The organism is Methylococcus mesophilus (assembly GCF_026247885.1).
In the GTDB taxonomy this organism is placed as follows: Bacteria; Pseudomonadota; Gammaproteobacteria; order Methylococcales; family Methylococcaceae; genus Methylococcus; species Methylococcus mesophilus.
The window spans coordinates 1772058-1798131 of the sequence record NZ_CP110921.1; the positions used below are offsets into that span (position 1 = coordinate 1772058).

Annotated in this window: 29 protein-coding genes, 1 tRNA gene and 3 pseudogenes; 23 read left to right on the plus strand and 10 right to left on the minus strand. The window is 57.5% G+C overall.

Annotated features, from left to right (window positions below; translation table 11 throughout):
• Window positions 1-355: 355 nt before the first annotated feature.
• Both OOT43_RS08225 and OOT43_RS08230 read right to left on the minus strand, forming a co-directional pair.
• Window positions 356-781 (minus strand): type II toxin-antitoxin system VapC family toxin, encoded by a 426-nt coding sequence (locus OOT43_RS08225; protein ID WP_266024377.1) that lies wholly within the window; start codon window positions 779-781, stop codon window positions 356-358.
• On the minus strand, window positions 778-1023 hold the full coding sequence (locus OOT43_RS08230; RefSeq protein ID WP_266024378.1) for a type II toxin-antitoxin system Phd/YefM family antitoxin: 246 nt from the start codon (window positions 1021-1023) through the stop codon (window positions 778-780). The genes OOT43_RS08225 and OOT43_RS08230 overlap by 4 nt, the downstream gene beginning before the upstream one ends.
• Window positions 1024-1245: 222 nt before the next feature.
• Between OOT43_RS08230 and OOT43_RS08235 the strand changes: the two genes are divergently transcribed.
• From OOT43_RS08235 to OOT43_RS08250, 4 genes are all read left to right on the plus strand, one after another.
• Window positions 1246-1599: a type II toxin-antitoxin system TacA family antitoxin gene (locus OOT43_RS08235; protein ID WP_266024379.1), complete on the plus strand. Its 354-nt coding sequence runs from the start codon at window positions 1246-1248 to the stop codon at window positions 1597-1599.
• A gap of 198 nt (window positions 1600-1797) precedes the next feature.
• Window positions 1798-2079, plus strand: a complete 282-nt coding sequence (locus OOT43_RS20545; RefSeq protein ID WP_394358047.1) for a GNAT family N-acetyltransferase — start codon at window positions 1798-1800, stop codon at window positions 2077-2079.
• A 278-nt stretch (window positions 2080-2357) separates the two neighbouring features.
• Window positions 2358-4499: a hypothetical protein gene (locus OOT43_RS08245; protein WP_266024380.1), complete on the plus strand. Its 2142-nt coding sequence runs from the start codon at window positions 2358-2360 to the stop codon at window positions 4497-4499.
• A gap of 663 nt (window positions 4500-5162) precedes the next feature.
• A complete protein-coding gene (locus OOT43_RS08250; protein WP_266024381.1) occupies window positions 5163-5555 on the plus strand; it encodes a YybH family protein in 393 nt (130 codons plus the stop codon).
• An 81-nt stretch (window positions 5556-5636) separates the two neighbouring features.
• Here OOT43_RS08250 and OOT43_RS08255 read toward each other — a convergent pair whose 3' ends face one another.
• Window positions 5637-5870 carry an addiction module protein gene (locus OOT43_RS08255; RefSeq protein ID WP_266024382.1) on the minus strand — a complete coding sequence of 78 codons (234 nt, stop codon included), beginning with the start codon at window positions 5868-5870 and terminating at the stop codon, window positions 5637-5639.
• A 99-nt stretch (window positions 5871-5969) separates the two neighbouring features.
• Window positions 5970-6767 carry a hypothetical protein gene (locus OOT43_RS08260; protein ID WP_266024383.1) on the minus strand — a complete coding sequence of 266 codons (798 nt, stop codon included), beginning with the start codon at window positions 6765-6767 and terminating at the stop codon, window positions 5970-5972.
• A 122-nt stretch (window positions 6768-6889) separates the two neighbouring features.
• Between OOT43_RS08260 and OOT43_RS08265 the strand changes: the two are divergent.
• The 5 genes and pseudogenes from OOT43_RS08265 to OOT43_RS08285 all read left to right on the plus strand — a co-directional run.
• Window positions 6890-7124, plus strand: a pseudogene (locus OOT43_RS08265) (winged helix-turn-helix domain-containing protein); the annotation flags it as partial.
• Window positions 7124-7249 (plus strand): hypothetical protein, encoded by a 126-nt coding sequence (locus OOT43_RS08270; RefSeq protein ID WP_266024384.1) that lies wholly within the window; start codon window positions 7124-7126, stop codon window positions 7247-7249. The pseudogene OOT43_RS08265 and the gene OOT43_RS08270, both read left to right, overlap by 1 nt.
• Before the next feature lie 973 nt (window positions 7250-8222).
• On the plus strand, window positions 8223-8399 hold the full coding sequence (locus tag OOT43_RS08275; RefSeq protein ID WP_266024385.1) for a hypothetical protein: 177 nt from the start codon (window positions 8223-8225) through the stop codon (window positions 8397-8399).
• A 155-nt stretch (window positions 8400-8554) separates the two neighbouring features.
• Entirely contained in the window at window positions 8555-8977 is a 423-nt protein-coding gene (locus OOT43_RS08280) for an SRPBCC family protein (protein ID WP_266024386.1), read from the plus strand.
• A 157-nt stretch (window positions 8978-9134) separates the two neighbouring features.
• Window positions 9135-9881 carry an SAM-dependent methyltransferase gene (locus OOT43_RS08285; RefSeq protein ID WP_266024387.1) on the plus strand — a complete coding sequence of 249 codons (747 nt, stop codon included), beginning with the start codon at window positions 9135-9137 and terminating at the stop codon, window positions 9879-9881.
• A gap of 142 nt (window positions 9882-10023) precedes the next feature.
• Here the strand turns inward: OOT43_RS08285 and OOT43_RS20550 are convergent, their stop codons facing one another.
• Window positions 10024-10437 (minus strand): addiction module protein, encoded by a 414-nt coding sequence (locus tag OOT43_RS20550; RefSeq protein ID WP_394358048.1) that lies wholly within the window; start codon window positions 10435-10437, stop codon window positions 10024-10026.
• 16 nt (window positions 10438-10453) lie between these two features.
• Window positions 10454-11559 (minus strand): IS3 family transposase gene (locus tag OOT43_RS08290; protein WP_394358012.1). Its coding sequence is split into 2 segments (ribosomal slippage): window positions 10454-11301 and window positions 11301-11559, totalling 1107 coding nucleotides; the frame shifts between segments, so codons are not numbered across the junction.
• A 221-nt stretch (window positions 11560-11780) separates the two neighbouring features.
• Here OOT43_RS08290 and OOT43_RS08295 point away from each other — a divergent pair.
• Entirely contained in the window at window positions 11781-12638 is an 858-nt protein-coding gene (locus OOT43_RS08295; RefSeq protein ID WP_266024388.1) for a tyrosine-type recombinase/integrase, read from the plus strand.
• A gap of 41 nt (window positions 12639-12679) precedes the next feature.
• Here OOT43_RS08295 and OOT43_RS08300 read toward each other — a convergent pair.
• Together OOT43_RS08300 and OOT43_RS08305 are read right to left on the minus strand one after the other, a co-directional pair.
• Window positions 12680-12756, minus strand: a tRNA-Met gene (locus OOT43_RS08300).
• 81 nt (window positions 12757-12837) lie between these two features.
• The gene (locus OOT43_RS08305) at window positions 12838-13266 is read right to left on the minus strand and encodes an Rrf2 family transcriptional regulator (RefSeq protein ID WP_266024390.1); all 429 of its coding nucleotides are present in this window, start codon (window positions 13264-13266) and stop codon (window positions 12838-12840) included.
• A 158-nt stretch (window positions 13267-13424) separates the two neighbouring features.
• Between OOT43_RS08305 and OOT43_RS08310 the strand changes: the two genes are divergently transcribed.
• Both OOT43_RS08310 and OOT43_RS08315 read left to right on the plus strand, forming a co-directional pair.
• On the plus strand, window positions 13425-13829 hold the full coding sequence (locus OOT43_RS08310) for a group I truncated hemoglobin (protein WP_266024393.1): 405 nt from the start codon (window positions 13425-13427) through the stop codon (window positions 13827-13829).
• A gap of 25 nt (window positions 13830-13854) precedes the next feature.
• Complete coding sequence (locus OOT43_RS08315) at window positions 13855-14835, plus strand: FAD-binding oxidoreductase (RefSeq protein WP_266024394.1); 981 nt, start codon at window positions 13855-13857, stop codon at window positions 14833-14835.
• Here the strand turns inward: OOT43_RS08315 and clcA are convergent.
• Entirely contained in the window at window positions 14807-16132 is a 1326-nt protein-coding gene (gene clcA / locus OOT43_RS08320; RefSeq protein WP_266024395.1) for a H(+)/Cl(-) exchange transporter ClcA, read from the minus strand. The genes OOT43_RS08315 and clcA overlap by 29 nt on opposite strands.
• Window positions 16125-16856 carry a DUF2490 domain-containing protein gene (locus OOT43_RS08325; protein ID WP_266024396.1) on the minus strand — a complete coding sequence of 244 codons (732 nt, stop codon included), beginning with the start codon at window positions 16854-16856 and terminating at the stop codon, window positions 16125-16127. Before OOT43_RS08325 ends, clcA begins: the two co-directional genes overlap by 8 nt.
• A gap of 142 nt (window positions 16857-16998) precedes the next feature.
• Between OOT43_RS08325 and acpA the strand changes: the two genes are divergently transcribed.
• From acpA to OOT43_RS08380, 11 genes and pseudogenes are all read left to right on the plus strand, one after another.
• Entirely contained in the window at window positions 16999-18519 is a 1521-nt protein-coding gene (gene acpA, locus OOT43_RS08330) for an acid phosphatase (RefSeq protein WP_266024397.1), read from the plus strand.
• A 475-nt stretch (window positions 18520-18994) separates the two neighbouring features.
• Window positions 18995-19279 carry a hypothetical protein gene (locus OOT43_RS08335; RefSeq protein ID WP_266024398.1) on the plus strand — a complete coding sequence of 95 codons (285 nt, stop codon included), beginning with the start codon at window positions 18995-18997 and terminating at the stop codon, window positions 19277-19279.
• Window positions 19280-19554: 275 nt separating this feature from the next.
• Window positions 19555-19893 (plus strand): hypothetical protein, encoded by a 339-nt coding sequence (locus tag OOT43_RS08340; protein WP_266024399.1) that lies wholly within the window; start codon window positions 19555-19557, stop codon window positions 19891-19893.
• Window positions 19894-20048: 155 nt separating this feature from the next.
• On the plus strand, window positions 20049-21749 hold the full coding sequence (locus OOT43_RS08345) for a multicopper oxidase family protein (protein WP_266024400.1): 1701 nt from the start codon (window positions 20049-20051) through the stop codon (window positions 21747-21749).
• Between the two features lie 141 nt (window positions 21750-21890).
• Window positions 21891-22802 (plus strand): annotated as a pseudogene (locus tag OOT43_RS08350) (transposase).
• Window positions 22803-22843: 41 nt separating this feature from the next.
• Window positions 22844-23092, plus strand: a pseudogene (locus OOT43_RS20445) (tyrosine-type recombinase/integrase); the annotation flags it as partial.
• A 250-nt stretch (window positions 23093-23342) separates the two neighbouring features.
• On the plus strand, window positions 23343-24545 hold the full coding sequence (locus tag OOT43_RS08360; RefSeq protein ID WP_266024401.1) for a tyrosine-type recombinase/integrase: 1203 nt from the start codon (window positions 23343-23345) through the stop codon (window positions 24543-24545).
• On the plus strand, window positions 24542-24973 hold the full coding sequence (locus OOT43_RS08365) for a DUF29 domain-containing protein (protein WP_266024402.1): 432 nt from the start codon (window positions 24542-24544) through the stop codon (window positions 24971-24973). The genes OOT43_RS08360 and OOT43_RS08365 overlap by 4 nt, the downstream gene beginning before the upstream one ends.
• A gap of 6 nt (window positions 24974-24979) precedes the next feature.
• Complete coding sequence (locus tag OOT43_RS08370; protein WP_266024404.1) at window positions 24980-25243, plus strand: type II toxin-antitoxin system HicB family antitoxin; 264 nt, start codon at window positions 24980-24982, stop codon at window positions 25241-25243.
• Window positions 25244-25418: 175 nt separating this feature from the next.
• Window positions 25419-25667 carry a hypothetical protein gene (locus OOT43_RS08375; RefSeq protein WP_266024405.1) on the plus strand — a complete coding sequence of 83 codons (249 nt, stop codon included), beginning with the start codon at window positions 25419-25421 and terminating at the stop codon, window positions 25665-25667.
• On the plus strand, window positions 25657-25914 hold the full coding sequence (locus OOT43_RS08380) for a type II toxin-antitoxin system RelE family toxin (RefSeq protein ID WP_266024406.1): 258 nt from the start codon (window positions 25657-25659) through the stop codon (window positions 25912-25914). The genes OOT43_RS08375 and OOT43_RS08380 overlap by 11 nt, the downstream gene beginning before the upstream one ends.
• Window positions 25915-26074 lie beyond the last annotated feature (160 nt).

The following is a 26074-nucleotide window of genomic DNA, read 5'->3' on the forward strand; positions in this document are numbered from 1 at the left end:
CTCAGCGGCTTATGTGGCGGATGGTCCGGTGGTTTGGAGGCGCAATCTGGGACAGGCACGGAGACCGCCAAAGCCTCCTCAACCCGCTGTGGACCAGGAGTGGCTGGCCGGATCTGGCGAGATGACACGAAATGGCTATGCCGAAAATGAAAAAGGCTTGCCGGAGCATGCAAGCCTTTGAATTTTGGTAGCGGGGGCAGGATTTGAACCTACGACCTTCGGGTTATGAGTCCGCCACTCTCTAGATATTGGATTACAAATCAAAGCCTTACAAACGCCCGCAACAAAAAACGAAGTCTTGTAAAGCCTTGATTTAACGTAATCGTAGCCTCACGACGGTTACGAAATGGCTACGCTATTCCCTCACCCAAGGATTGAGCAACCGGACTGGCATCCGCTCAAAGTCGGCCGTGTTTCGAGTCACCAAAGTCAGATTGTGGCAAACCGCCGTCGCCCCGATCAGGCTATCGATGACAGGCAAAGACAAGCCCGATTTCGCCGCAGAGCCTTGGAGTACCCCCCATTCCAGCGCCACGGCCGCATTGACCGGCAAAATCCGCCCTTCGAATCGTCCCTGCAAATCCTGTTCAAGCCAAAGCTGCAAAACCTGGCTTCGTCTTGCGTCCTCCAGCTTTGCGATGCCCTTCTGAATTTCGCCCAGCACGATAACGCTGATAAACAGCCTCGACTCGTCGACCGCCTCAACCCACGCGGTCACGTTCGGATCAGGCGCCGGTTTTCGTAACTCGGACAGAACGCACGTATCGAGCAAATAGCTCACAGCTCGATGTCCCGGCCGACGTCCTTTGAGCGCGTCAGGTCCAGCTCTACTTCGGCCCACGGCGAAGCCTGGAAGAAGCTGACGAGCGATCCGCTTTTCATCGTCAACCGCCGGTAATCCTCAGCCGAAAGGATCACCGCCGTTTCCCTTCCCCGAACCGTAATAGCTTGCGGACCCGATTTCTGGGCCGCCTGAATCACTTCGCTAAGTTTGTTCTTTGCCTCTTGCAGTTGCCAACACATTGCCTTCTCCTCCTCATAACAACCTAGACAGTCTAGCTTGTTTCGAGGGCATCAACTATACCTGTTCCCGCACCTTCGGCGGTCATTGAACGTTGTGGGCTGGTCGCCTAAGTTGAATGGTGCGCCTCATGCTTCAGCGCACGCTACGCGGGCTCCAGCTTTAGCGATATAGCTTGTATCGATGCTTTCATAGCAGGGTGTCGCACCCCATGTATTGACAGCGTGCGCACATGGCAGCACCATAGCAAAGCCGAATGCCACGAAATAGGCACGCCCATACAGCCGACCACAACGCCTGAAAATAGCGGCCAAACCCGTGACATCAACATCAACATCCGAGCCAAGCGGAAACAGCGCGACCTCATCGACCAGGCCGCCGAGCTGCTGGGCAAAACACGCTCGGACTTTATGCTTGAAACCGCCTGCCGGGAAGCCGAAGACATACTTCTCGATCAGCGCGTCTTCACGCTCGATGCTGACACCTTCGAAAAATTCCAGGCCCTGCTCGACTCACCGACCGGCGACAACCCCAAGCTCCGGAAACTGATGGCAACCAAAGCCCCGTGGGAGCCGTGATTTGTCGGAAGGTCCGAGATGGAAGGCACCCGAGCCGCTTACCGTAGCTCATCAACTCGCCGGCTTTGTAAGCGGCGAATCAACCCTAGACCACTGGCTAAGACACCGCACCTTGCGTAACCAAGGTAGTGGTGCCTCCCGCACCTACGTCCTCTGTGCCGACGGCCAGGTGATTGCCTACTACTGTCTGGCAACCGCATCCATCATGAGCGAGCAAGCCTCAGGGCGAATCCGGCGCAACATGCCCGACCCCATCTCGGCCGCCTCGCGGTCGACCGCCGGTGGCAAGGACAGGGCATCGGCAAGGCTCTGCTGCGTGACGCCATTCTCCGCACGGTCCGAGTCTCGGAAATCGTCGGCGTCAAAGCGCTCCTGGTCTATGCGCTGACCGAGTCCGCCGTCAACTTCTACCTAGCCGACGGCTGCCACCCCTCGCCGGTTAATCCAAGGACGCTTTTTCTGTCGGTTTCGGAGGTTTGAGTATCACCCGGTGCGCTTCATACTTCAGCGCACGCTACGCGAGCCATCCTCTCAACACATGGAGTCTCCGGAAAATTCAGGACGGTTCACTTCTATGGTGGCCGTGGCACTGTCTTTAAGTTAGCATCGCCGTAGCGTGGCAAGCGACAGCTGATTTGATGAAATATCTATGCCCCGTCATCTCACTTCGCATCGGAACCACTCCTATACTTGCGCTGTCAAAGAATATGAAAATTAATAAAATAATTCGATTCTCAAGGAGAAATGGAGCAATATAAATGAAAACAAATATTCAACAAATTAGATTGTGGTTGCTAAGCATCTCTTTTCTTTTCTTAACACCTTGCCTCTTACAGGCACAGCAAGGTGAGGTTTGGCAGAGTGTTATTACTCATCTCCCACAAAAAGAAGCGCCTAAAATTACAGTTCACGCCCCTACCGATCCCTGGCAACGGTATTTTAGATTTAAGAATGACTCAAATATCACGGTTTACCCCGTCTTTGAAAGCCCGGTTGGTCCCAACCTTGGCCCAAATAATGAGTGCAAAACTGAAGGCCTACCCAACGACTCCGTAAGGCGTATTCTCGTTAACTATCAGCAAAAAGGGGCTGGTCTACCGCCGGGCATGGAGGTCACGGTTAATCTTCCAAAGGAAAAGCCGTGTTGGTATATTGCATCTAGACTATTAATCTTTACGGCAAATATTGACGAATTCAATGCCAATTTGCCGCAGGCAGCGCAAAATCAAATTACGGTGCCTGACAATCTTGGGCTGAGCAATATCTGTGGCGGTGATGCATGCTGGACGGGAACAGCCGGCGCGGCGTACCAGAACGACGCTCCAGCCCAGTTGATAGAATTTAATGTAGATAATATCAATATTGATAATGGACAAGACTTTCCCGATCGCAATAATAAGTCCGGGCTTCCCGCAATTGACTTTGATGTATCTTATGTTGATGACGCATATATTCCAGTCGCGCTCAGTATAGATGATGGTGGCGCAACATATTACATGGGCACCGTGATTCCATTCGAAAATTTTTATCGAGCGAAGCAGGGATTCTTGGCCGGTGGTGCCGACTGGGTGCAATATTCGGCATTTTCAGAAGAAGCTTGGCCTTATAATATATTTCATGAGCTTGTTACTAATACATATAAGATTCCTTCGGCAGATATTTTTGCCGTGGGCACTTGGACCTCTGGGCGTTCAAATTATTATGCTGTGCCTCCCAACGTAGGGGTGCGCGCATGCTCTGCTAATCCGGCTTGCGTGGAGGCTGGTTTAAGTGGAAATTGCTGCCCGAATGATAACAATGCTCAGCTCGGGTGCTGTGATGTGCAAGCATATATAATAGAGGGGACGGAAAAGAAATATGACAATCAAAACAACGTATATTATACGAGCCAGGCATTAAAATCGCTCACAGAGCGTTGGACGCAATGGCTTCACCCCAAAGGTGACCCGAAGGACCCGTGCACCAGCATCAGCAAAATTAATACTTGGCCACCTGCTAACGCTTTAGTGTTCAACCAGCAAGTAAAGCAGGCCTTTTGCGATTCATTCAGAGAGACAGTACAGTTTGTTTGGGGTCAATTTAGTCAAGCAAACTGCACCACTATCGTGATTCCAGAAGAGAAAAACCAATGCCTAGTGGCGGCCATTGTTGGGTACACTTCACAGTCCGGGGGACAGCTGAACGAGAGTGTACAGGCCTTACAAAGAAGCTTGCCATGGAACCCTTCCTCGCCGAAGTATCAGGATGATAAATTTGTTCTTTACTGGGCTCCAGTTGACAGCGTTTTCAACCTAAACCCTTATGCTGGCTTCGTGCATAATACCATCGCTGCTCCGGGAGCTTACTCCTTCTCTATCGATGATCGTTATGGGAACTTTGGAGGTAAGGGCTCAGGGTTGCTTGTCGATATCGGTGGCTCATCGATTTTGGCGAATAAAGCGCCGTACGATCCTTATGAGCAATTTTCCGTGAACTTGGCAGCGGGATGGCATCATGCCAATATCTGCGGCAGAGAGGTGCAATTTCCGCCACAAGCCCAGATTTTACCGCCAAATGGCAAAGGAATTTCCTACCCGTTCAACTTCTGGAACAGTGGGAATCCGACGAATCAATGTACAATTATTCTGTATGCGGATGCGGCAGGGACGAAATATACGAAATATCAGGTCAATAAAAATGTGACTACCGTCATAGACACATATACTGGGTTATCACATAAGGTGACTGGAGTTTCCTTTGACCTAACCAAGTGTGCACTAGCTTCGACGCTTCCCCTTGTGTGCAAGGGGACCAACCTCGCAGCTCCATCGAATAACGGAAATATCGTCTATGAGAGCGTTCTAAAGATGTCCAGGCCTAATATCTATTTAGCAGTTCCCCAACCGAATTGGCCTCAGTAAGTTGGGAAAGGGACAAGTTCTCTGGAGCGTCGCCATTTTTCGCGAAACCCGACAGGACATCCAAGTCACTCTCGGGAGCGAATCGTGGCGACGACTTTGCCTGCGTCCGCCTCGGCTCCGTCCGTCTCTCCGCGACGCACTCCGCTAAGGCTCCCATAATGACTTGACGCTGTGTCGGGTCCCTTATGTTTTGTCTCCGCCTGCGATGGCGCCGCGGACTCCGACAAAACACTCGGGCCTACGGCTTTGCGGGAGCGTCGCACTCGCTCGCTTCGCTCAACCTCATGGGACGTGCCGGCGAGGTGGGCCGCTTAGCCATAAACTGCCAAGTGGTTCGGGATCGGTTGCAAGCTAGAGGATCGCAGCTTTGATTCGGGCGTAACAGCTTTCGGAAAGTTTGCCAGTTCCTTCTGGGCACGTTTGAGAATGACGATGGTAAGGTGCGTCACCGTCAATGGTTCCTTTCGATCTCCGCTGTCGCCACATCGAACGGCACCTCTTCATCTCCGGAAGCCTTTGCCGCTTCGTAAGCCCGGATCGCTTCCAGCTCGTCCAAGTCTTTAAGAATCCTTCGGTACTCCTTCAAGCTCAGTAGGACAGCTTTCCTTTACGATTCCGTGCATGTCGATTTCATCATTTAGGCAGCGTGAGTTTTAACTGAACATGAATAAACACGAAGTCATCGACGCTATTGAAGCAGCAGACCAAGCGATAAATGCTCGGGACCTTATAACGCTCATGGACTTCTATGAAGAGGACGCAACCTTAGTGATCGAACCCGGAAGATATGCGCATGGAAAAGACGCGATAATGAAAGCTTTCGAGGCAATATTCGATTTTTTCAATCAAAGCTTACGCATCTCTCAAAGTGACTTCCAGGTTGTCGAAGGAGGAGGGGTCGCTCTGGTGATCTGTAAACTGAAATTGTCGGCTGATGGTTTAGGTGAAACTAAGGTTTCGATCGAAAGAAAGCCAACGTATATTTTCCGGAAGTCTGTAGACGGAAAATGGCGATGCTTGATCGACAACTCCTATGGTGTAGAGCTAGTAGCCTAAGCGGCACCCTTGATGCTTCAGCGCGCCTTATACCTTTGGCGATTTCCTGTTCCGCCTCCGGCGTAAGAAGCACAGTGGCCGTCATCGGCCGTTCGTGATTCGCTGCCTTACCTCATCCCAGGAAGACAGTGGGCTTTCGTTCTTCTCCAGCGCATCGATTCGCTTCTCCAACTCCCGCGCCTGGGCCTCGGGCAAACCGAAATTCTCCTGCGGAATAGCAATGCTATCCCACAAGTCCTCCACGATCTGGATACGCTCCGGGATCGAAAGCCCCTTCAAGGATTCCAGGAGTTGGGTGCTTGGTATTTCTGGCATCTTCTAGCCTCGTCTATGTCGTTCGGGATGAGGCCTGCTTTCACCTGAACGGTACACTTCATGCTTCAGCGCACCCAACTCGGGCTTTGTTGAAGCTTATTACATGCTCGCGGGTTCCGTCGCTGTGCAAGAAATTGAACCGTCTGCTCCCTCTATGCACTTGCATTCGCAACTGTTCACCGCTTGAGGCTTCCCATACAGGACGACGTTTGCGATATCGGGTGCGCCAGCCGCTACGCCGACGGGGATGCTGCTGCCGTTTGCGGTTGGCGAGGGCACGCTGCACTTCGCGCAGCCGCTGTCGTCACATCTCCGCCCTACGGGGGCATAGGGTGAATAGGGGCCACTTACCTGATACCCAAGCGAGCTCGTACTGCCAGGTGTCGATGCGTTCGAGATCTGAGACGAGCAGATGATTTCACCCTTTTTGAGCCGCCGCTCGAAGCCGGGGAATCGCTGGCCTTTCGTGCTCGTAAAGCAGAACGCGCCATCGGCTTGGGCGTAAGCAACCGGCGCCTCTATTCCGCCCTGGGTGTTGGCCGATCCCGGACATGTATACATCGCTTGGCTTCCTCCTTTTCTCACCTCGGGTGGGAGGCTGTATGTACTCAGCATATAACCGTTGAAGCGGCCTTGCCGATTAATGTCGCAGCCGTTGACTTCCTCACCTGATAATGCCGTATAAGAGGCGCTACTGCTGATGCTATCTCCGAACTTAATGTCGCACTTACAGTACGCAACATTGTCGTAGACGAAGCACTCCGCCGATGCGCAAAGTGCATAGGTTTGATTTTTGCAAATATTGATCGGGGGCTCTTGGGACTGTTCCGAAACAGCCGGCTCTGCAACCGCTAAAGAGGCCGAAATCAGTGTTAACCAAAGCAAGAAACGGATCATCGAAATTTCTCCTCTTAGTGTTGTGTAATCGGTTGGGGTATAGGAGTTGAGGTGGAGCCTTTCCTAATATTAAACCAAGTAATGTCACATACAAAGCGTTGCGTGAAGGGCAAACGGTGCAGAGCGTGGCGGCGGTAAGGCGAATCATGAAGCTGCTGCGGTTTACGGCGCAGAAGCCGCTGTATCAGGCCTGGCAACAGGATGCCGCTCCGGTCCGCCAGTGGGAAACCGACACCCCCCCCGGCTCTTCGAGCCGAAGCGCAAGCCACGGGGGCCAGGATCTACTTCGCCGACGAATCGGGGATGCGGTCGGACTATCACACCGGCACCACCTGGGCGCCGCCGGTAAGCCGCCCATGGTGATTCTCGGTGCCATGATGCGCAAGCTCGGCCGCCTCGCCGTCGACCCTCGGGGGCAAGGACAGGGCATCGACAAGGCTCTGCTGCGTGACGCCATCCTCCGCACGGTCCAAAGTCTCTGAAATTGTCGGCGTCAAGGCGCTATCGGTTCACGCGCTTTCGCAGTCTGCCGTAGCCTTCTACCAAGCCTACGGCTTTCAGCCCTCGTTGGCTAATCCAAGGATACTTTTCTTGTCGATTTCCGAGATTCGAAGTAAGGATTTGTATATCTGAATCTATTGGGGTTTCTATCTATATCGATTAGCGATAGGGATTTTTTCCCTTTATGTGAATTTGGTTTTCCTCTCAGACAACGCCACTTTGCCAAAGCACTGATCGTCGTCTACCGGCGACATGCGTTAAGCTAAGCATGAGCGCAGCAAAAAAAAAGGAAAATCAAAATATGCACCCAGTTCGAAGGCGCCGAAGTCGCGCCGGAAGAATTAAGCGTGCATTCAAGCTAAGAAGGAGTCACGTATTTCCTTTCTTGATTGGTCTGGTTCTAATCTTTATCTTAATCGTAGTGTTGCTAGGGCGTGTTAACACTAGATTTGATCACGTTTGCTGACGGGAATCAGCAAGTCCTCCACGATCTGGATACGCGCCGCGATCGAAAGCCCCTTCAAGGATTCCAGGATTTGGGTGCTTGGGATTTCTGGCATCTTCTTGCCTCGTCGATTTCGTACCGGGTGAGGTCGATGGCCTAGTCGGTGCCGCGACAGCAGACCCAATCTTCCTCATCAAGATCCAGCGAAGGGTAAGCATCGATTCGGGCAGAGTAATGAGGGGCGGTTCCGTAAAGGCCATCGTACTGCGGCATAGCCGCCTCGCTAGCGCCGAGTTGGCACGGCTGACGCCTATGCGATCTTGCGGCAAACTCTCCCTGTTGTTCCTGGGGACGTGTGAACGTCGAAGACGAATTACGTTGGGACATCCTACTTAGTGCGGTTGTGAAGACAAATAGGGCACATGCATCATTCATGCCGAATGACTAACTGTCGAAACATCTATGAGTTACAGGTGCAACGACAAACACAACCGCGAAGGATGGTGAAAATGCCCCGTTCGTCCCGGCTGTCGCGGCGCTTTGAGTTGGAAAGAGACAGCCCGGCGCTGTCGGAGACGTGGGTGCCCCAGGGGTGGGGCGAGGCGCGGGAGCCGACCCGCTCGGCCCAGCAGGTAACGTCCATCGCGACGCGGGTGTCAACCAACCGGGAGCCGTCGGTAATTTGAACGCCCCCGCAACCGGTCGTAACCCCGGTGTCACTCCGCCCGGCCCGGTCGGAAACTGGCGTCGGAATCGGTAAACGGGACCAGTACAATTGATGGGCTTCGTACCTCGGCCCATCTACGCGGGTTTGTTAGTCACCCAGGGTAGAATTGTCCACATGTTGAAAATCACGAAAACCATCCAGATCAATGCTCCAGCGAAGTTGGTGTTCGATGCACTAACAATCCCCGAGCAGATCAAATCCTATTTCCCTGTTGACTATGTTGAGTCAGATCGGTGCGAGGGCGGGCGATTCGTTCTTCACGGTCAAGCAGATGGTCAGCCATTTACCGACTTTGGAACCATCGATCGTTTCGAGACAGGGAGAGAATTTCAATACACTTACTGGAGCACCAATCACGGCACAGATCGCCTCCCCGAAAATTACATGACTATCCGATATGTGCTGAGTGAAGTTAACGGCGGAACGAATCTAGAGCTTCAGCATATCAATTTGTTACACGAAAATCGGCTTCAGGTCATGCTCGGAGTTTGGGAGTTCTTGCTTGGTAATCTCAGGGCTTACGCCGAGGGCGCCTAACGCTGGCTCAACTCGGACCCCGCCTGCATTGCCATTTTTCCTCTCTCGTGTCTCGTCTTCCTCGTCTCTGCTCATCGCTTCGCCGCAAGCTGGGCCGGTTAGCCGTATCCGTTAGGCCCTCACCGAATCTACTCACACCACAAGGAAATTTCCCACAGTGGATATCCCACGAATATTCAACATCACTGAAAGCGCACACCGCATCCACAACCCCATCACACCCGAAAAGCTAGCCACTCTCGGTGCGGCGCTGCGTCTGGAATCGGGGGCGCGAATGCTGGACCTCGGTAGCGGTTCGGGCGAGATGCTGTGCACTTGGGCACGCGATCACGGCATCATTGGTACCGGCATCGACATGAGCCAGTTGTTCACCGAGCAAGCCAAACGCCGTGCTGAAGAACTCGGCGTCGCCGACCAAGTCAAGTTCATCCATGGCGATGCGGCCGGCTATGTCGCTGACGAGAAGGCCAGTGTGGCAGCCTGTGTCGGTGCCACTTGGATCGGCGGGGGAGCCGTCGGCACTATCGAGCTTCTGGCGCGGAGCCTGCGCACTGGAGGGATCATCCTCATCGGCGAGCCCTACTGGCGGCAGTTACCGCCGACGGAAGATGTTGCCAAGGGGTGTCTTGCCAACTCAATCTCCGACTTTCTCATGCTTCCAGAACTTCTCACGTCTTTCGGCCGCCTTGGCTACGACGTCGTCGAATTGGTTCTGGCAGATCAAGACGGCTGGGACAGATACGAGGCGGCTAAATGGCTCACCATGCGCCGATGGCTAGAAGCCAATCCCGGCGACGAGTTCGCGAAAGAGGTTCGAGCCAGACTAACCTCGGAACCCAAGCGCTACGCCGCTTACACGCGGGAATACCTCGGCTGGGGTGTGTTCGCCCTGATGCCACGGTGAAGCGATGACGAGTAGTTTGTGCGCTGAACTGCCCCCTTAGCTTAGCCATCCGCTTCGAGGGGACTGCCGAGAGGCTGCGCTTCTCGGTTCCCCGTCGGCTTCGTCGGCGAGCGGCGCCTTCAGTTTTTTTCGACTCGTTGAATTAATACTTTCGGATCTCTTCGCCCATGGAAGCAGGCCAACACCACGATCCTGTGGGCGACTGGCTTAAAGAAGATAGCGTAAGGGAAACGCCGCAGCAGAACACGCCTTGCGCCATGGTGGCCCGAAGGGTACAGCGTCGGATTCCGGGCCGCTGAGGAAAGCGCGACCTCCACAAATCATAGGAACTCCGAGCCCAAGCCGGTTGCCCGTTGCTCGTACCACTCGAACGCCTCGGCGATTTCCCGTTCCGCCTCCGGCGTAAGCAGCATAGTGGCCGTCGTCGGCCGTTCGTGATCCGCTGCCTTACCTCATCCCAAGAAGACAGCGGGCTTTCGTTCTTTTCCAGCGCATCGATGCGCTTCTCCAACTCCCGCGCCTGGGCTTCGGACAAACCGAAATTCTCCTGCGGAATTGACCTGCTCCCCGATTTAGTCCGAAACGGACATAGAGTCTGCGGTTAAAAATGTGTCTGCAAACTGATCTGGCGTCAGGTAAGCCAACGAACTGTGGGGGCGTTGCTCATTGTATTCCCGACGCCACTCCTCAATGACTTGGCGAGCATGGCACATCGAGACGAACCAATGCTCGTTCAGGCATTCATCCCGGAATTTGCCGTTGAAGCTTTCGATGTAGGCGTTCTGCTGTGGCTTACCTGGCTGGATGAAGCTCAAGCACAGTCCTTGGCTATCGGCCCATTCATCCAAAGCCTTGCCGGCAAACTCGGGGCCGTTGTCGACGGTGACTGATTTGGGCAATCCGCGGATCTCTGCCAGCCGTTGCAGCACACCGACTACACGTCTGCCAGGCAGCGAAGTATCGACTTCGATGGCCAAGCACTGCTTCGTGAAGTCATCGACGATATTCAGGCACCGCAGCCGCCGACCATCGGCCAAACCGTCCGAAACATAGTCCATAGACCAACTCTCGTTAGGCGCCGATGGCGCGACCTTGATTTGGCGCTCCACGCCGGCAATGCGCTTCCGCTTTCGTTTGCGGACCATCAGGCCGGCCTCGTGATACACGCGATAGGTGCGCTTTCGGTTGATTTCCCAACCCTCTCGGCAAAGTAGCACGTGCAGCCGGCGATACCCATAGCGCCGCTTCTGCGCTGCCAATTCGCACAGTCGTTCCTTGAGCTCCTGGTCTGCTGGCCGCTTAGCTTCGTAGCGATACAGCGACCGAGAAATACCGATCAGCCCACAAGCCCGCGTGACGCCCATCTGGTGCTTTGTCATCAGATGGGAGACCGCCACCCTCTTGGCTTGTGGGCTTACCACTTTCGGCCTACAACCTCTTTCAACGCAGCATTGTCCAGCATCGCCTCCGCCAGCAGGCGCTTGAGCCGGGCATTCTCGGTCTCCAGTGCCTTGAGCCGCTGCGCATCCGACACTGTCAGGCCGCCGTATTTCGCTTTCCAGTTGTAGTACGTCGCCTCGCTGAGCCCGTGCTTGCGGCACAGCTCCGCTACTTTTAGGCCGGCTTCGGCTTCCTTCAGGATGCCAATGATCTGTTCTTCGGTGAAACGCTTCTTCATGCTGCCTCCTATCGAGGCAGACTCTACATCACGACCGGACTAATCTCGGGGAGCAGGTCAGTGGCTAGCTGTTCCCTTTCTTTGTCCTGTTCAGGGCTAATGTGTCCCGCTTGGGGTTGCGTTAGTCCCGTTATCAACCAGTAGGCGTACTGGGGCCATCGTCGGGCAATCGCCTGTAGGTGGTCTTCGTTTGCCTTCTGTGGGAACAAAGCCGCCTCGGGGTGAAACCGGGGTATTCCTGGCAACAGGCGGTTTTGCGGTGGCTCGACGAAACCAAGGACAAGGCCTCACGCCGTGATGATCTGGTCCGCCTCAAATGGCTTGATCGTCATCTGGGGAGGTTATCGCTTCAGGAAATTGATCGCGACGTACTCGAAAGCATCATCGAGTCAAAACTTACGGAAGGGACAAGAAACGCCACGGTTAATCGACATCTGGAACTCGTCCGGGCAGTTCTTCGTAAAGCTCTGCAAGACTGGGAATGGATTGATCGTATGCCGAAGGTTCGAATGCTTTCCGAGCCAAAGCAACGCATCCGGTTTCTGAAAGAAGACGAAGCGGAAAGGCTCCTCGCTGCACTGCCTGTGCACCTGGCCGACATGGCGCGGTTCAGCCTGGAAACGGGTTTGCGCCAGGCCAACGTGACCGGCTTGCTCTGGAATCAGCTCGACCTTGTCCGCAAGGTCGCCTGGATTCACCCGGACCAGGCCAAGGCACGGAAAGCTATCGCGGTGCCGCTGTCGGATGTCGCGGTCGAAATCATCCGGCGCCAGCTTGGGAAGCATCACACCCAGGTGTTCAGCTTCCGGGGAAACCCAGTGATTCAAGTGAACACGAAAGCCTGGCGGGCAGCGCTCGAGCGCTGTGGGATCGAGGACTTTCGGTGGCACGATCTCCGGCACACATGGGCCTCCTGGCACGTACAGCGCGGAACGCCTTTGAACGTGCTTCAGGAACTCGGCGGATGGGAGTCGGTGGAAATGGTTCGGCGGTATGCCCATTTCGGTGGGAACCACCTTCAGGACTACGCCAAGAACATGACCGGAGGCGCGTCCGTGGTTACGAAATGGCTACGCTGAAAATGAAAAAGGCTTGCCGGAGCATGCAAGCCTTTGAATTTTGGTAGCGGGGGCAGGATTTGAACCTACGACCTTCGGGTTATGAGCCCGACGAGCTACCGGACTGCTCCACCCCGCGTTCGAGAAAGAGAAGTATAACTACATTTTTCAAACTTGCAAGCCCTGCTGGAGGCATACTCTCAGGCAGCCCCCTTGGCGCCTAGGTCCTGCTTTCCGTTCCGGAACCCATGCGGGCCGCATCAGCCAGCGTGTGACGTTCAAGCGCAGCCAGGAAATCTTTCCGCGCTTCGTACAGGATGGCCTTGAGGAAACAGCCCCGGTCGATCCGGCAGTGGCTGGCCTTCGGATCGAAACATTCGACCAGGTTCATGTTCGGCTCGGTCAGCCGAACCACCTCGGCAATGGTGATGGTGTCGGCCGGACGCGCCAGCCTCAGCCCTCCACCCTTGCCGCGCATCGTCACGAGCAGGCCCGCGTTGGCCAGGGTGTTCACCACCTTCACCAGGTGATTCCGCGAAATCCGATAGTAGTCGGCGATTTCCGGGATCGTCGCCATGCCGGGCTCCGGCAGGCGCACCAGATAAATCAGGACCCGCAGCGAGAAATCCGTGAACTGCGTCAGTTGCATGGCTGATACCTGTTTTGGCTGCTGCCGATAGCATAACACGCTCTGAGAGAGGGACTTGACACAAGCTTGTATCGACTCTAAACTTGTACTTGCAATACACCTTATAGCGGTATCAACACCGGTGCATCGCATTCGCATAAATCGACTAGGAGAAAATCATGACCGATAAGAAACTCGCCGACTGGTGGACCGAATCCCATGCCTCGCTCTACGCAAAACTGGGGGGAGAAGCCGCGGTGAATGCCGCCGTGGACATCTTCTACCGCAAGGTGCTGGCGGACCCGCGCATCAACCGCTTTTTCGAAGGAGTCGACATGGAGAAGCAGGCCGCCAAGCAGAAGGCCTTCCTGACCATGGCGTTCGGCGGGCCGCACAACTACACCGGCATGGACATGCGGCGCGGCCACGCACACCTGGTTCAGCAGGGCCTGAACGATACGCACTTCGACGCTGTCATGGAACACCTGGGCGCCACCATGAAAGAGCTGAACGTGCCTGGCGAGTTGATCGCACAGGCGGCGGCGATCGCCGAGAGCACCCGCAACGACGTACTCGGCCGCTAGTAGCGGCATCGACAGGAGCGCCGCCATGACGAAAATCAAATACGGCAGAGATACCTACCCCCTCGGCAAGGACCAGTCCGTCCTGGATTGTCTCGTCGAACACGGCGCACCTGTCCCCTTTTCCTGCCGGAGCGGGGTGTGCCAGACCTGTCTGATGCGAGCCTTACGCGGCGTCCCGCCGGACGCTTCGCAGCAGGGGCTGAAAGACTCTTTGAAGCTCCAGAACTATTTCCTCGCCTGCGTCTGCCACCCCATGGAAGACCTCGAAGCGGCACTTCCGCACGAAGTCCTGAGTTCGGTCCCGGCGACCGTCGCAGCACTGGATCCGCTCAACGGCGAAATCATGCACGTGGCGCTCGAATGCCACGATCCCCTGGAATACCGCGCAGGACAGTTCATCAATTTGTTCCGCACCCCCGCGCTCGGGCGGAGCTATTCGCTGGCCAGCGTGCCGCAGCAAGACGAGCATTTGCATCTGCATGTGCGGCGGCTGCCGCAAGGAAAAGTCAGCGGCTGGATACACGAAGAACTACGTACCGGCCAGACAGTGGAACTTCGGGGTCCGAGCGGCGACTGCTTCTACGTGCCCGGCCGGCCCGAGCAGGAAATCGTGATGATAGGCACAGGCTCCGGGCTGGCTCCGCTGTACGGCATCCTGCGCGACGCCCTGCATCGAGGACACAGCGGGCCGATCCGATTGTTCCACGGCAGCCGGAGCCGCGCCGGCCTTTATCTGACCGGCGAGCTGCGGGATCTGGCGAGGAAATATCCGAATTTCGACTACGTGCCCTGCGTTTCCGGCGAGAGGCCGGCACCGGGCCTGGCGGGAGGACGCGCCCATGAGATGGCTTTCAAGGAGGTCACGGATTTCAAGGACAAGCGGCTGTTCCTCTGCGGCCATCCGGAGATGGTGAGCGCCGCAAAAACGCGCGCCTTCCTGGCTGGCGCCGCGATCAAGGACATCTACGCCGACCCCTTCAACGTGAACGCCGCGGCCGCGCCTTAGACCCGCGTAGCTCCCGCTCCAGCAGCGCCTCGTAGATCGGCAGATCGTGCAGGCGGTCGGCGACCACCAGCGCCGCAAAGCAGGCAACCAGCAGCGGCAGGATGAGCGCATAGTTGCCGGTCATTTCGATCATCAGCACCACGCCGGTGAGCGGCGCCCTCACCACCCCGGTGAAATACGCCGCCATCCCGGCCACCGCGAAAGCCCTGGGCTCGACGGGCAGCAGCGGCGCCATCTGCTGAATGAGCATTCCGGAACCGAGCCCGAGCAGAGCACCCAGCAGCAGGATCGGCGAGAAGATGCCACCGGCCGCGCCGGTGGCGTAACTGCCGATAGTCAGAACGAAGCGGACGGCGAAGTACAGCGCGACCAGACTCAGCGCTGGGCTGGCGTCGCCGTCCAGCAATCTGCCAACCAAGCCCTGGCCACCGCCCAACAGTTCCGGCGCCAACCAGCCGACCAGCCCGATCAAGCCTCCCCAGCCGAGCCAGAACGCTTTGCGCGGCCCTGACCCGCTCGGGCGCAGCCGCTGCACCGCCAGCAAGGCGCGATTGAAAGCGACGCCGAGCAAACCGCAAGACACGCCCAGGCCGGCGAACGCCGGCAGCAGCGAAAGCGAGGGGAGAGCGGAAATCTCGACCCGGAACGCCGGCAACTCGCCCAAGACCAGACGGCAGACCGTGTCCGCCGTCAGGCAAGCAATCGCCGCGGCGAAAAACTCCAGGGAAGAACATTGTCCGCGCAGTTCCTCGACCACGAATATCAGCCCCGAAAGCGGCGCATTGAAGGCCGCCGCCAAACCAGCGCCGGCCCCTGCCGCGATCAACGCGCGGCGTTGGTCGGGGGAGGAGGCAAACGTCGTCGCCATGCCCTCCGCGACCGCCCCACCCATCTGCACGGTCGGCCCTTCCCGCCCCAGAGCGAGTCCTCCGCCGATGCCGATCAGTCCGCTCAGGAACTTGACGGCCAGCACCCTGCCCCAACGGAACCCGCGCAAGCCCATCAGCACCGCCTTCACCTGCGGGATGCCACTGCCGGCCGCTTCCGGCGCGAACCGCTCGACCAGCCAGGCCGCCAGGAATATGCACAGGGCCGATACCGCCGCCGCGACGGCCAACCCCGGTACGCCGTAGCCGTGCGCGAAGTCCTGCAGTCGGGCGCGCCATGCTTCGCCGGCATCCATCCCGAGATGGAAGCCGACCGCGGCACACCCGGCCAGCAGGCCCGCCAGCAAGGCGCGCGGAAACAGACGCCGCCGCTCCCGATTCAGGCGGACGAACCGCTCCTCTTCAGTCATCCGGGAGGACATAGTGAAGGTCGAACTGAATGTTGTGCGTCCAGACATCGGCGGTGCCCGGCGTACCTGCCATGTATTGGCCCAGATAGCCGAAATCCACGCCGAGATGCCGTGTCACGCGATAGGTCACGCCGGACAGGATCCGGTTCTGGCAGAATCCGGCCGGTCCGAATACGCTGTAGTTCGGACACACCATGAGCTCGTCCCCGACGTAAACGTCCATTCCATCCGCCAAGAAGCGCAAGGGATGGCTCCAGGTCACCGCCTCGCGGAAGCGGACTCCGACCTCGCCGCCCTGCTGCAGCACCCGCTCCTCGAGCCGGGTCCTGCTGACCAGTTTCCCCCCACCCGCTTCGTGGGTGAGCACCGCCTCGAGATACGGGCGATTTTCCTGATAAGCCGGCTGGCCCAACGGATGCAGCCAAGTGTGAGCGTAACCGATGCCGAGGAGGAAGTGGGGGTAGACCTGATAGCCCAACCCCACCCAAAGCAAGTCCTCGTACATGCGCCAGGCGTTCGGCGGATTGTCATCGCGCAGACGGACCTGATCCCGCACATACCACTTGAATTTCCGCCAGTCCGGAGACACGCTGCCCAGGCTGCCCAACAAGCTGAGCGAAGCCCAGGCGCCAGCCATGCCCTCGATTCCGTCGGCATTGACGGGTTGGCACGATGCCATCAGCAGCGATGCCCCCAGCGGAAAAGCGACTCTCGAACGCCTCAAACCTGCCTCTTAAGTTCGAACCGCTGAATCCAACGCATTCATGTTCACACAGCGCGTTTGAATTGTGGTGACCGATGGGCTCTACTTTGGACTTCGCTCCGCCGTCGACCCATTCGAAAAAACGCGCATTAGGATAACCCACATGCCCCTCTCCCAATTCAAGCCCTGGCCCCTCGCCTGCATCATCAGCACCCTGCTGGCCTGTTGCGGCTGCAGTTCCGGGGCACAACAGGCCAAGCGCGAATCCGCCGAGGACGATGCCCTCAGCCGTATCGAGCACATCGTCGTCATCTACGCCGAAAATCGTAGCTTCGACAATCTCTACGGCCTTTTCCCCGGCGCCAACGGCATCGCCAACGCCGGCGAGGAGGCCAAACGGCAGATCGATCATGACGGCTCGGTACTTCCCTATCTACCGCCGGTATGGCTGAGCGGCGAGGCAAAACCCGATCCGGCTTTTCCTGCCCGGATATCGAACGGCCCGTTCCGGCTGGATGCGCCACCCATAGGCATGGCGCTGTCGCAGAAGACGCGGGACCTGGTCCACGCCTTCTACCAGAACCAGGAACAGATCAACGGCGGCAAGATGAACCGCTTCGCCGCCGTCTCCGACGCCGGCGGCCTCTCCATGGGCTACTACGACGGATCGAAACTCCCCTTGTGGGAGGTCGCCCGGGAATTCACCCTGGCCGACAATTTCTTCATGGGTGCCTTTGGCGGCTCGTTCCTCAACCATTTCTGGCTGGTCTGCGCGTGCACTCCCGTGTTTCCGGACGCGCCGCCGGATCGGGTCGCCAGGCTCGACGCTTCCGGCCGCCTGCTCCGCGCGCACGACTCCCCGCCCGGCGCGCTGCTGGGACCGGCCAAGTACACCGCCTCGCGCATTACGCCGGACGGCTACGCGGTGCTAAACGAGCAGCCGCCCTATCAACCCAGCGGCATTCCGCCCGCTGCCGGCGGCGACCGTCGCGTGGCCGATCCGTCCAAACACCCCTTGCCGCCGCAGTCATTCAAAACCATCGGCGACACCCTGAGCGCGAAAGGCGTGACCTGGGCCTGGTATGCCGGCGCCTGGAACGCCGCCGTCGAAGAAGGCACGCGGGGCGTGCAGCCGCGCAAGGTGATCTACGGCAAGGGCGAAGGCTCGCCGAACTTCCAGGCCCACCACCAGCCTTTCAATTATTTCGCCCGCTACGCGCCCGGCACGCCGGAACGAGCCGGGCACTTGAAGGACGGCGCGGATTTCCTGGCCGCGATCGAAGCCGGCAGCCTGCCCCAGGTCAGCTTCTACAAACCGCAGGGCAGGCTGAACGAACACCCAGGCTACGCCGACGTCCTCTCCGGGGACGCCCATATCGCCGAATTGGTGAGGAAGATCCAGGCCAGCCCGCTCTGGACTTCGACGGCGGTGATCGTGACCTACGACGAAAACGGCGGCTTCTGGGACCATGTCGCTCCGCCCAAAGGCGACCGCTGGGGCCCAGGCGTCCGCATCCCAGCCATCGTCGTGTCCCCCTTCGCCAAACGCGGGCAGATCGACCACACGCTGTACGACACCACTTCGATCATCAAATTCATCACCCGCCGCTTTGGCTTAGAACCACTGCCTGGCGTGCGCCCGAACGCCGGGGATTTGAGCAATGCCTTCGATTTCGGCTCCTGAAGCCCCCTATACCTTAGCCGCTTCGGCTCGCGATCTTCCGGGTTTGGCCACGCCGGAAGCGACACCTTGTCCTGGCGCAAAGTTGAACAGCCGCCGGCTGAGCCTTAGAGCGAAGACCAAGGACGGTATTCGTAGAAAGCGCAAAGGCTCTCGCGGTTGTTGTGTTGCCAGGCAGCGTTTATGGAGGCGGTGTAAATAGGCGAATAGAGATGGGATATCGTCGTGAACGCCGGTAAATGGGCCAGGAATCAAGCGGAATGTAAAGGTGAAACCTCCCAGTCGAGCAACTTCCCCGGAGACGCCGACTCCCCTCCTTCGTAGCAGCAAGGGCGCCCCCAGTTCTTGCATCAGCATCTTCTTGGCGTTTTGCCAAGTTTCTCTCAACCCCACCCTGGCCAAGTTCAGAACAACGACTACGCTGGTAAGTAGGCCTTCTACGCAGGATGAATCCTGATATTCATCCAGCGAGGATAATGTGTGCATCACAGAAAAGCAGCTTGACCTTCTCGAACGAGCCTATGCTGATCAATCGCTTCACCTTGATGGCCCACAGGTTCTCCGGCTGGACGCCGCTACGCTCGAAAACCTCCTGGAAGCCGGCCTGATCGAGCCGACAACCTCATCGACACATGGAAGTTACGTTCTCACCGACTTGGGCAGGTTCGTTCTGCGCCGCCGCTATCTTAAAGCGCAGTCCTCCGATCTCTTCACCGCAATCCGCCGGAATCTGCCGCTGATCGATGTCGACCACTTCGAGTAAGAGCGCGCCGGCCACTCCGTACGGATAGAACATCAACGTCTCGCGACCCCGAAATCACCGCGAGTTCTGGACCAAACCGCCAAGACACCGGAATCATGCGCCGCCCCGGCCGATCGCGGAACCATCGCTCATGCTGTCGCTTGGCGGCGACGCAAAAGCCCATAAAAGACCGGTGCGGAACTGTGTGAGGCCTCCCATGTCGCTTGAGCGGCCCCAAAAAGCCGAGTGGAACGCGATGTGCTTAAGATCGGAAAAGGGCGGCTGGAGAAGTAGTGGTGTTGACGAGAAATATTGTTACCGGAGGAGAACTGACTCTCTCTGTCACCACGGCTTTCGAGAAGTCGCCCTATGGCCTGCCTGTCGTAGTAACTCAGGAAGGCGAGAGATTGGATCCAACTTCGTTCGCCCGGCATCAGATCATCGAAGCCGACGCATATGAACTCGAAGACCTGCAGTTAGGCGGCTACCCGATACGGTGGGCCGAAGCAGCCCCGCCTCACGGCGCAACCATCGCATTCACTCATCGCGACGTTTTCCAAGACAGCTTCGGATTTGCTTACCGGGTGCATTGCAATATCTTGATGCGTGCCAGAAAGAGCGCCCAGAAGTCCTGAACTTCCAAGCTCACGATCCTCGCGTTTCCCGCCACCCCCCGATGCAGCGTTCCGCAGGTTGTTGATCGTTCCCTGCACGGCGAAAGGCACCCTCCATTTTTACAATGTAAAACTAATGTAAAATCAGCCGGCAGCCCGCCATCATCGCTACCAACATGAGTGGCCCCACGGCTCAACCCAATTTTACCGACCTCCAGGAAATCCGGGACGGTTCAGATTGCCCAAAAAAATGCAAAAAGAACAAAGACCGAACGGACATGTTAAACGCTTTACGTGAAATCGCTCCGCCCGCTGTCGTGCTCAGCGTCCTGTCAAACTCAGTGAATGGGGAAGTGCTGTCGATCGAGCAGCCACCAGTGGAGCTCAATGCATCATTCGCTGCTCTGAACAGTTCTGCGCATGCTTCGCATGGCGAAGCGGCCGCTGAGAAGCTCGCTCCATTGCCGCCGCCAATTCCCGACCCGGCTTCGGGACCCATCATCACAGGTCTGCCCTTTGTTGAGCCACCGATCATCCGGAGCCGCAATGGCGTGTTGAAGCTTGGGCTGACCGCTCAGGCCACGCCTGTCCGGATCAGCGGAAAGTTGGTCAACGCGCGGGTGTATTCCGCTTCGGCCTTTGGACGAGAATATCCGCCTTCGTACGTTCCGCCGATCCTTGTGTTGGATCCGGGCGACAACCTGCAGGTCACCCTGAAAAACGGATTAGGCGAACCGACCAATCTGCACACCCACGGCTTCTTCATCTCGCCTTCGGGAAATCAGGACAACATTTTCGTCGATCTGCCACCTGGCGGAACATTTCTCTATAACTACGATCTTCCGAGCGATCTATCTCCTGGGCTCTACTGGTACCACCCTCACCTCCATCCACTGGTAGAAGAGCAGGTATTCGGCGGCATGGCGGGTTACATCTACGTGCGGGGTTTGAAAAAGCTGCTCCCCGAGTACCTGCAGGACATTCCAGAGCGATTCGTGCATCTGAAGGACTTTCAAGTCAACAAGCTAAACACCATTCCTGCCGTCAACATCAATTCCGACGCACCCACGAATCGAACGGTGAACGGGCTTGTGCAGCCCATCATGAGCATGAGAGCCGGCGAGACCCAGCTCTGGCATTTGGGCAACATCGGTGCCGATATCTGGTACAACCTCGAGATGCCGGGCTTGGAATTTACCGTCATCGCTGAGGATGCAAATCCGGTGGACCGCACCTGGACCACGGCTCAGCTCCTAATGCCTCCGGCGAAACGCTATGACGTCCTCGTTCAGGCCAAGAAAGCCGGAGCCTATCAGCTCATCACCACGCAAATGAACACCGGGCCATGGGGCGATTCCTACCCGGAAACTCTCTTGGCCACATTGAATGTCACCGGGCCGGCCAAAACACCGGCCATCCTGCCGACCCATATCAAGCCGTTCGACAATCTTGCCCATGCCACGGTGAAGCAGGTCCGAGTCTTCGACCTGTCGGAGAATCCCAACACCAACCGATTCTTCATCAACCGTCGGACGTTCAAACCGAATCACGTCGATGCCACGCCGGAAACGGGAACGGTCGAAGAGTGGATTTTTCGTAACGCGTCCCTCGAGTTACACCCGATTCACCTCCATGTGAACGACGCTCAGGTCATGAGCGTGAACGGAATTGCGCAAGACGCGCGCTCGTGGGTGGATACCATTCCCATACCCTCCGCGACCAAGGATGCTCAGGGTCACCTGATTCCGGGGGAAGTAGTCATGCGATTTAAATTTCGCAAGTTCGTGGGTCCTTATGTTTTTCACTGCCACATCCTCGCTCACGAAGACCATGGGATGATGTCCGTGATCAACGTGACGAGCCCAGGATCCGATTAACGGTTTGTCTCTCCACATGCACGATAGTGGATCAGTTGCGCATCTGCCGACAATCGGATGGAAATGTATGGGGCTGCCGGTTCAGGAAGATTGAACCGCCCCGGGTTTGGTGGAGGCTCCACCCGTTGAGAATATGGAGCCATGAAAAAGTCTACGAAGTTTTCCCCCGAGGTGCGCGAGCGCGCCGTTCGTCCGGTGTTGGAGCTCCGCAACGAGCACCCCTCGCAATGGGCCGCCGTTGAATCCATTGCCGGCAAGATGGGCTGCACGCCCCAGACGCTGCTGGAGTGGGTGCGACGGCATGAACGCGACGCCGGGCAACGAGAGGGTGCGACCTCCGCTGAGCAGCAACGCCTCAAGGAGCTGGAGCGCGAGGCGAAGGCACTGCGCAAGGCCAATGAGATCCTCAAGCTCGCCAGCGCTTTTTTTCGCCCAAGCGGAGCTCGAACGCGTCTGGCAGGCCAACCTGCAGGTCTATGGTGCCGACAAGGTTTGGCGGCAGTTGAACCGAGAAGGTATCGCGGTGGCTCGCTGTACGGTTGAGCGGCTCAGGCGACGTCAGGGTCTACGCGGCGTCATCCGTGGCAAGTCGGTGCGCACCACGATCAGCGCCCCTGAGGCGCTCTGCCCGCTGGACCGGGTCAACCGGCAGTTCAAGGCCGAACATCCTAACCGGCTTTGGGTGGCGGACTACACCTATGTCTCGACCTGGCAAGGTTGGCTGTACGTGGCGTTCGTCGTCGACGTGTTGGCCCGGCGCATCGTCGGCTGGCGGGTGAGCGCTTCCATGCACACCGATTTCGTGCTGGATGCACTGGAGCAAGCGCTGTACGCCCGCCAACCAGGCCGAGACGATCAACGGACGGTACAAGGCCGAGTTGATCCACCGGCGGGCGCCTTGGAAGACCCGGGAATCCGTCGAACTGGCCACGCTCGAATGGGTGTCCTGGTTCAACCACTCCAGGCTGCTTGAACCCTCGGGTATATCCCGCCGCAGAAGCTGAGGCAAACTACTACCGCCAACTCGCCACTCAGGCCGCCATTCCAGCCTGACTTAAACCAACCCGCCTCCACGATTCCCGGGGCAGTTCACTCAGGTAAACACGAAAGCATGGCGGACAGCGCTGGAGCGATGCGGCATCGAGGATTTTCGGTGGCACGATCTCCGGCACACCTGGGCCTCCTGGCACGTACAGCGCGGAACACCGTTACATGTGCTTCAGGAGCTGGGAGCGTGGGGATAGGCGGAAATGGTTCGTCGCCATGCCCACCTCAGTGGTGAACACTTGGCAGAGTACGCCATGAACATGATGGACGAACCCCGGCAAGGGGTTACGAAATAGCTACGCCGGCTTGGAGAGGTTCAAGGGCTCTCAGCCTAAGTCATTGATTTCTTGGAGCCGGTGATAGGATTTGAACCTACGGCCCGCACATTACGAATTTGTGCTCCTGGCATTTCCTCACTTTTCCATCCCTTCACGATGCTTTATTTTTCAGCAGGTTGCACTTACAATCTTTGCATCTGGATTTACCATTTTGGACCTAGAGCGTGGCCCCAGCGTGGCCCCGCCGTGGCCCCGGAGAGCAAAGACGATGAGCACCAAAGTCAACTTCACCAAGCGATGGTTAGATAGCCTGACCCCAGCGTCAGCGGGAAACAGAGAGACATACCACGACGCCACCGCCCCAGGTCTTCAGGTTCGCGTCACGCATACAGGGCAGAAGACCTTCTATGTACGTCGGAGGATTGACGGCAGACCTGAGCGGGTGAAGCTGGGAACCTTCCCGCAGATGACCGTAGAACAGGCCAGAAAGGAAGCGGCCAAAGTGAATGGCTCCATCGCCAAGGGTGACAACCCGGCTGCCGTGAAACGGGCCATCAAGGAAGAGCCCACCTTCGGCGAATTGTTCGACCACTTCATCAAGCACAAGCGCAACCGGGCCGGGCAACCCTTATCCGCCCGAACCGTTGAAGAATACCGGAAGGCAATCAATACCCATGCGGCCAGCCTTCTGAAGGAGAAGATGTCCAGCCTCACCGCTGAACGGCTCAAGACGATTCACAAGAAAGTTGCCTCACCCGCCCAGGCCAACAAGGTGAAAGCCATCGTGTCGGCAGTGTTCAACCATGCCAACCAGGAAGGCATTACCGACCTGCCCAATCCCGCAATTGCACTTAAGTGCAAATTGATCCAGAGCCGGGAGCGGTTCCTAGAGCCTGCCGAGTTGCCGCAGTTCTTTGCAGCCGTAGCCGATTCGCCGCTTGCAGACTTCTTCCTTCTTGCGATACTGACCGGGGCACGGCGCTCAAACGTTCAAGCCATGCGCTGGCAAGACATAGACGCAGCCGGAGCCGTCTGGCGCATTCCCAAGACCAAGAACGGTATGCCACAGACCGTACCCCTGCCCCCGGAAGCCGTGGCGATCCTGGAGCGCCGAAAGGGCGAGGCAACCCACAGGGAACCCTTCGTGTTCCCTGGCTCGGGCCGGACGGGGCATCTTGTTGAGCCCAAAAAGGCATGGGGTACGCTGCTCAACAAGGCAGGCATAGAGAACCTTCGGGTTCATGACCTACGCCGCACCTTGGGAAGCTGGCAGGCCCGCCAAGGCGCAAGCCTCGCCATCATCGGGAAGAGCCTGGGCCATAAATCGCACCAATCCACGGCGGTTTATGCCCGGCTGGACTTGGACCCGGTACGGCAATCCGTGAACGCGGCCACATCGGCAATACTGGAGGCCGGGGGCGTCAAAGCGGGGGCGCAGATTGTCCCGCTCAAGAAGACGGTAAAGGCATGAACGCACGACTGCACGATGAAGACTTTTACACCTGGACCCACACCCAAGCCGGATTACTGCGGGAAGGGCGGCTTGCTGAACTGGACACGGCGCACTTGATTGAGGAGCTTGAAGCGATGGGAGCACGCGAGCGGCGCGAACTGGTAAACCGGTTAGCCGTTCTGCTGGCGCACCTGCTGAAATGGACCCACCAACCCGACAGGCGGGGTAACAGTTGGCGGCGGACGATCCAAATTCAACGGAGCGACGTGGCGGACGTGCTGGACGACAACCCTGGCTTGCGTCCGGAGCTGGGCGCGATATTCGGCAAAGCCTACGCCAAGGCCCGGCTACTGGCGGCCAACGAAACCGGCCTTGACGAACGCGCCTTTCCGGCTGATCCGCCTTTCAGCGTGGACCAAACCATGACGGATTACTGGCCTGAGTGACTGAGCATGATCTACCCGGTTTACATTCACCCTGGCGATGACAAGCACGCCCATGGCGTCACCTTCCCGGACTTTCCTGGCTGCTTTGCTGCCGCTGATACCTGGGAGGAGTTGCCGGCAAAAATTCAGGAAGCCGTAGAGTGCCATTACGGCTTGGGTGATGAGGCACTTCCTCCCCCGTCCCCGCTTGAGGACCTCCAGAAGCGGCCAGAGTTCCAGGGAGGGGCGTGGTTCCTAGCCAGCATTGACGTGGCCCCAGAGGACTCCTAGGTGGTTTACACAACGCTCAAGCTTTCCAGGCCCCCCGGCCGCGCGGGAGGTCCCGCTACACCGAGGGCAAAATTCCCCAGCCTTTGCAGTTAATTGCACATGAAACCATCCGGTCGTGCGCGTTGTACTACAAGAGAATACAATTAGGCTCCCCTCAACCACACCGGAGGCCGTCATGTCTACCCCAGCGCCCAGCAAGAACCCTTCCGCGATCCGCCTTCCCCCGGAGCTACTCCAGCGCGTGGACCATTACGCCCACCAACTCGAAGCCGAGCTGCACGTCAGTGTGTCCCGTTCCGATGCCATACGCCGCTTGATCGTATTGGGGCTGGAAGACGCCGAGGACATTCGAGACGCCGAACAAGCCTTGCACGAAGATGGGGGCGTGACATTGGCTGCCGCAAAGGCCGAATATGGCCTATGAAGTCGTCCTGAAGCCATCTGCCAAGAAAACCTTGGATGGCCTACCCAGGCAAACGAAATCAAGAATCGTCACGGCGCTGGAAGGTTTGGCGGAGAACCCGCGCCATCACGGCGTTATAAAGCTCGAGTCAGAGCACGACCTGTACCGCGTACGGATCGGCAGTTATAGGGCCGTCTTCACAATCGAGGATGACCGTCTTGTCGTGCTGGTGCTGAAGATTGGCAATCGGCGAGAAGTCTACCGATAACGACAATCTACACAACGCGGCGCTTTTCCCGTCCCCCGGCCAGCCTGAGCGGCACCCACCACCGGGGGCAAATTTCCCCAGCCTTTGCACTGTCCTCCGGCCTGGGTGAAGTCACGAACGTAAATCGAGAAACAATTTCGAAAAGACTGACTTTGGAGGT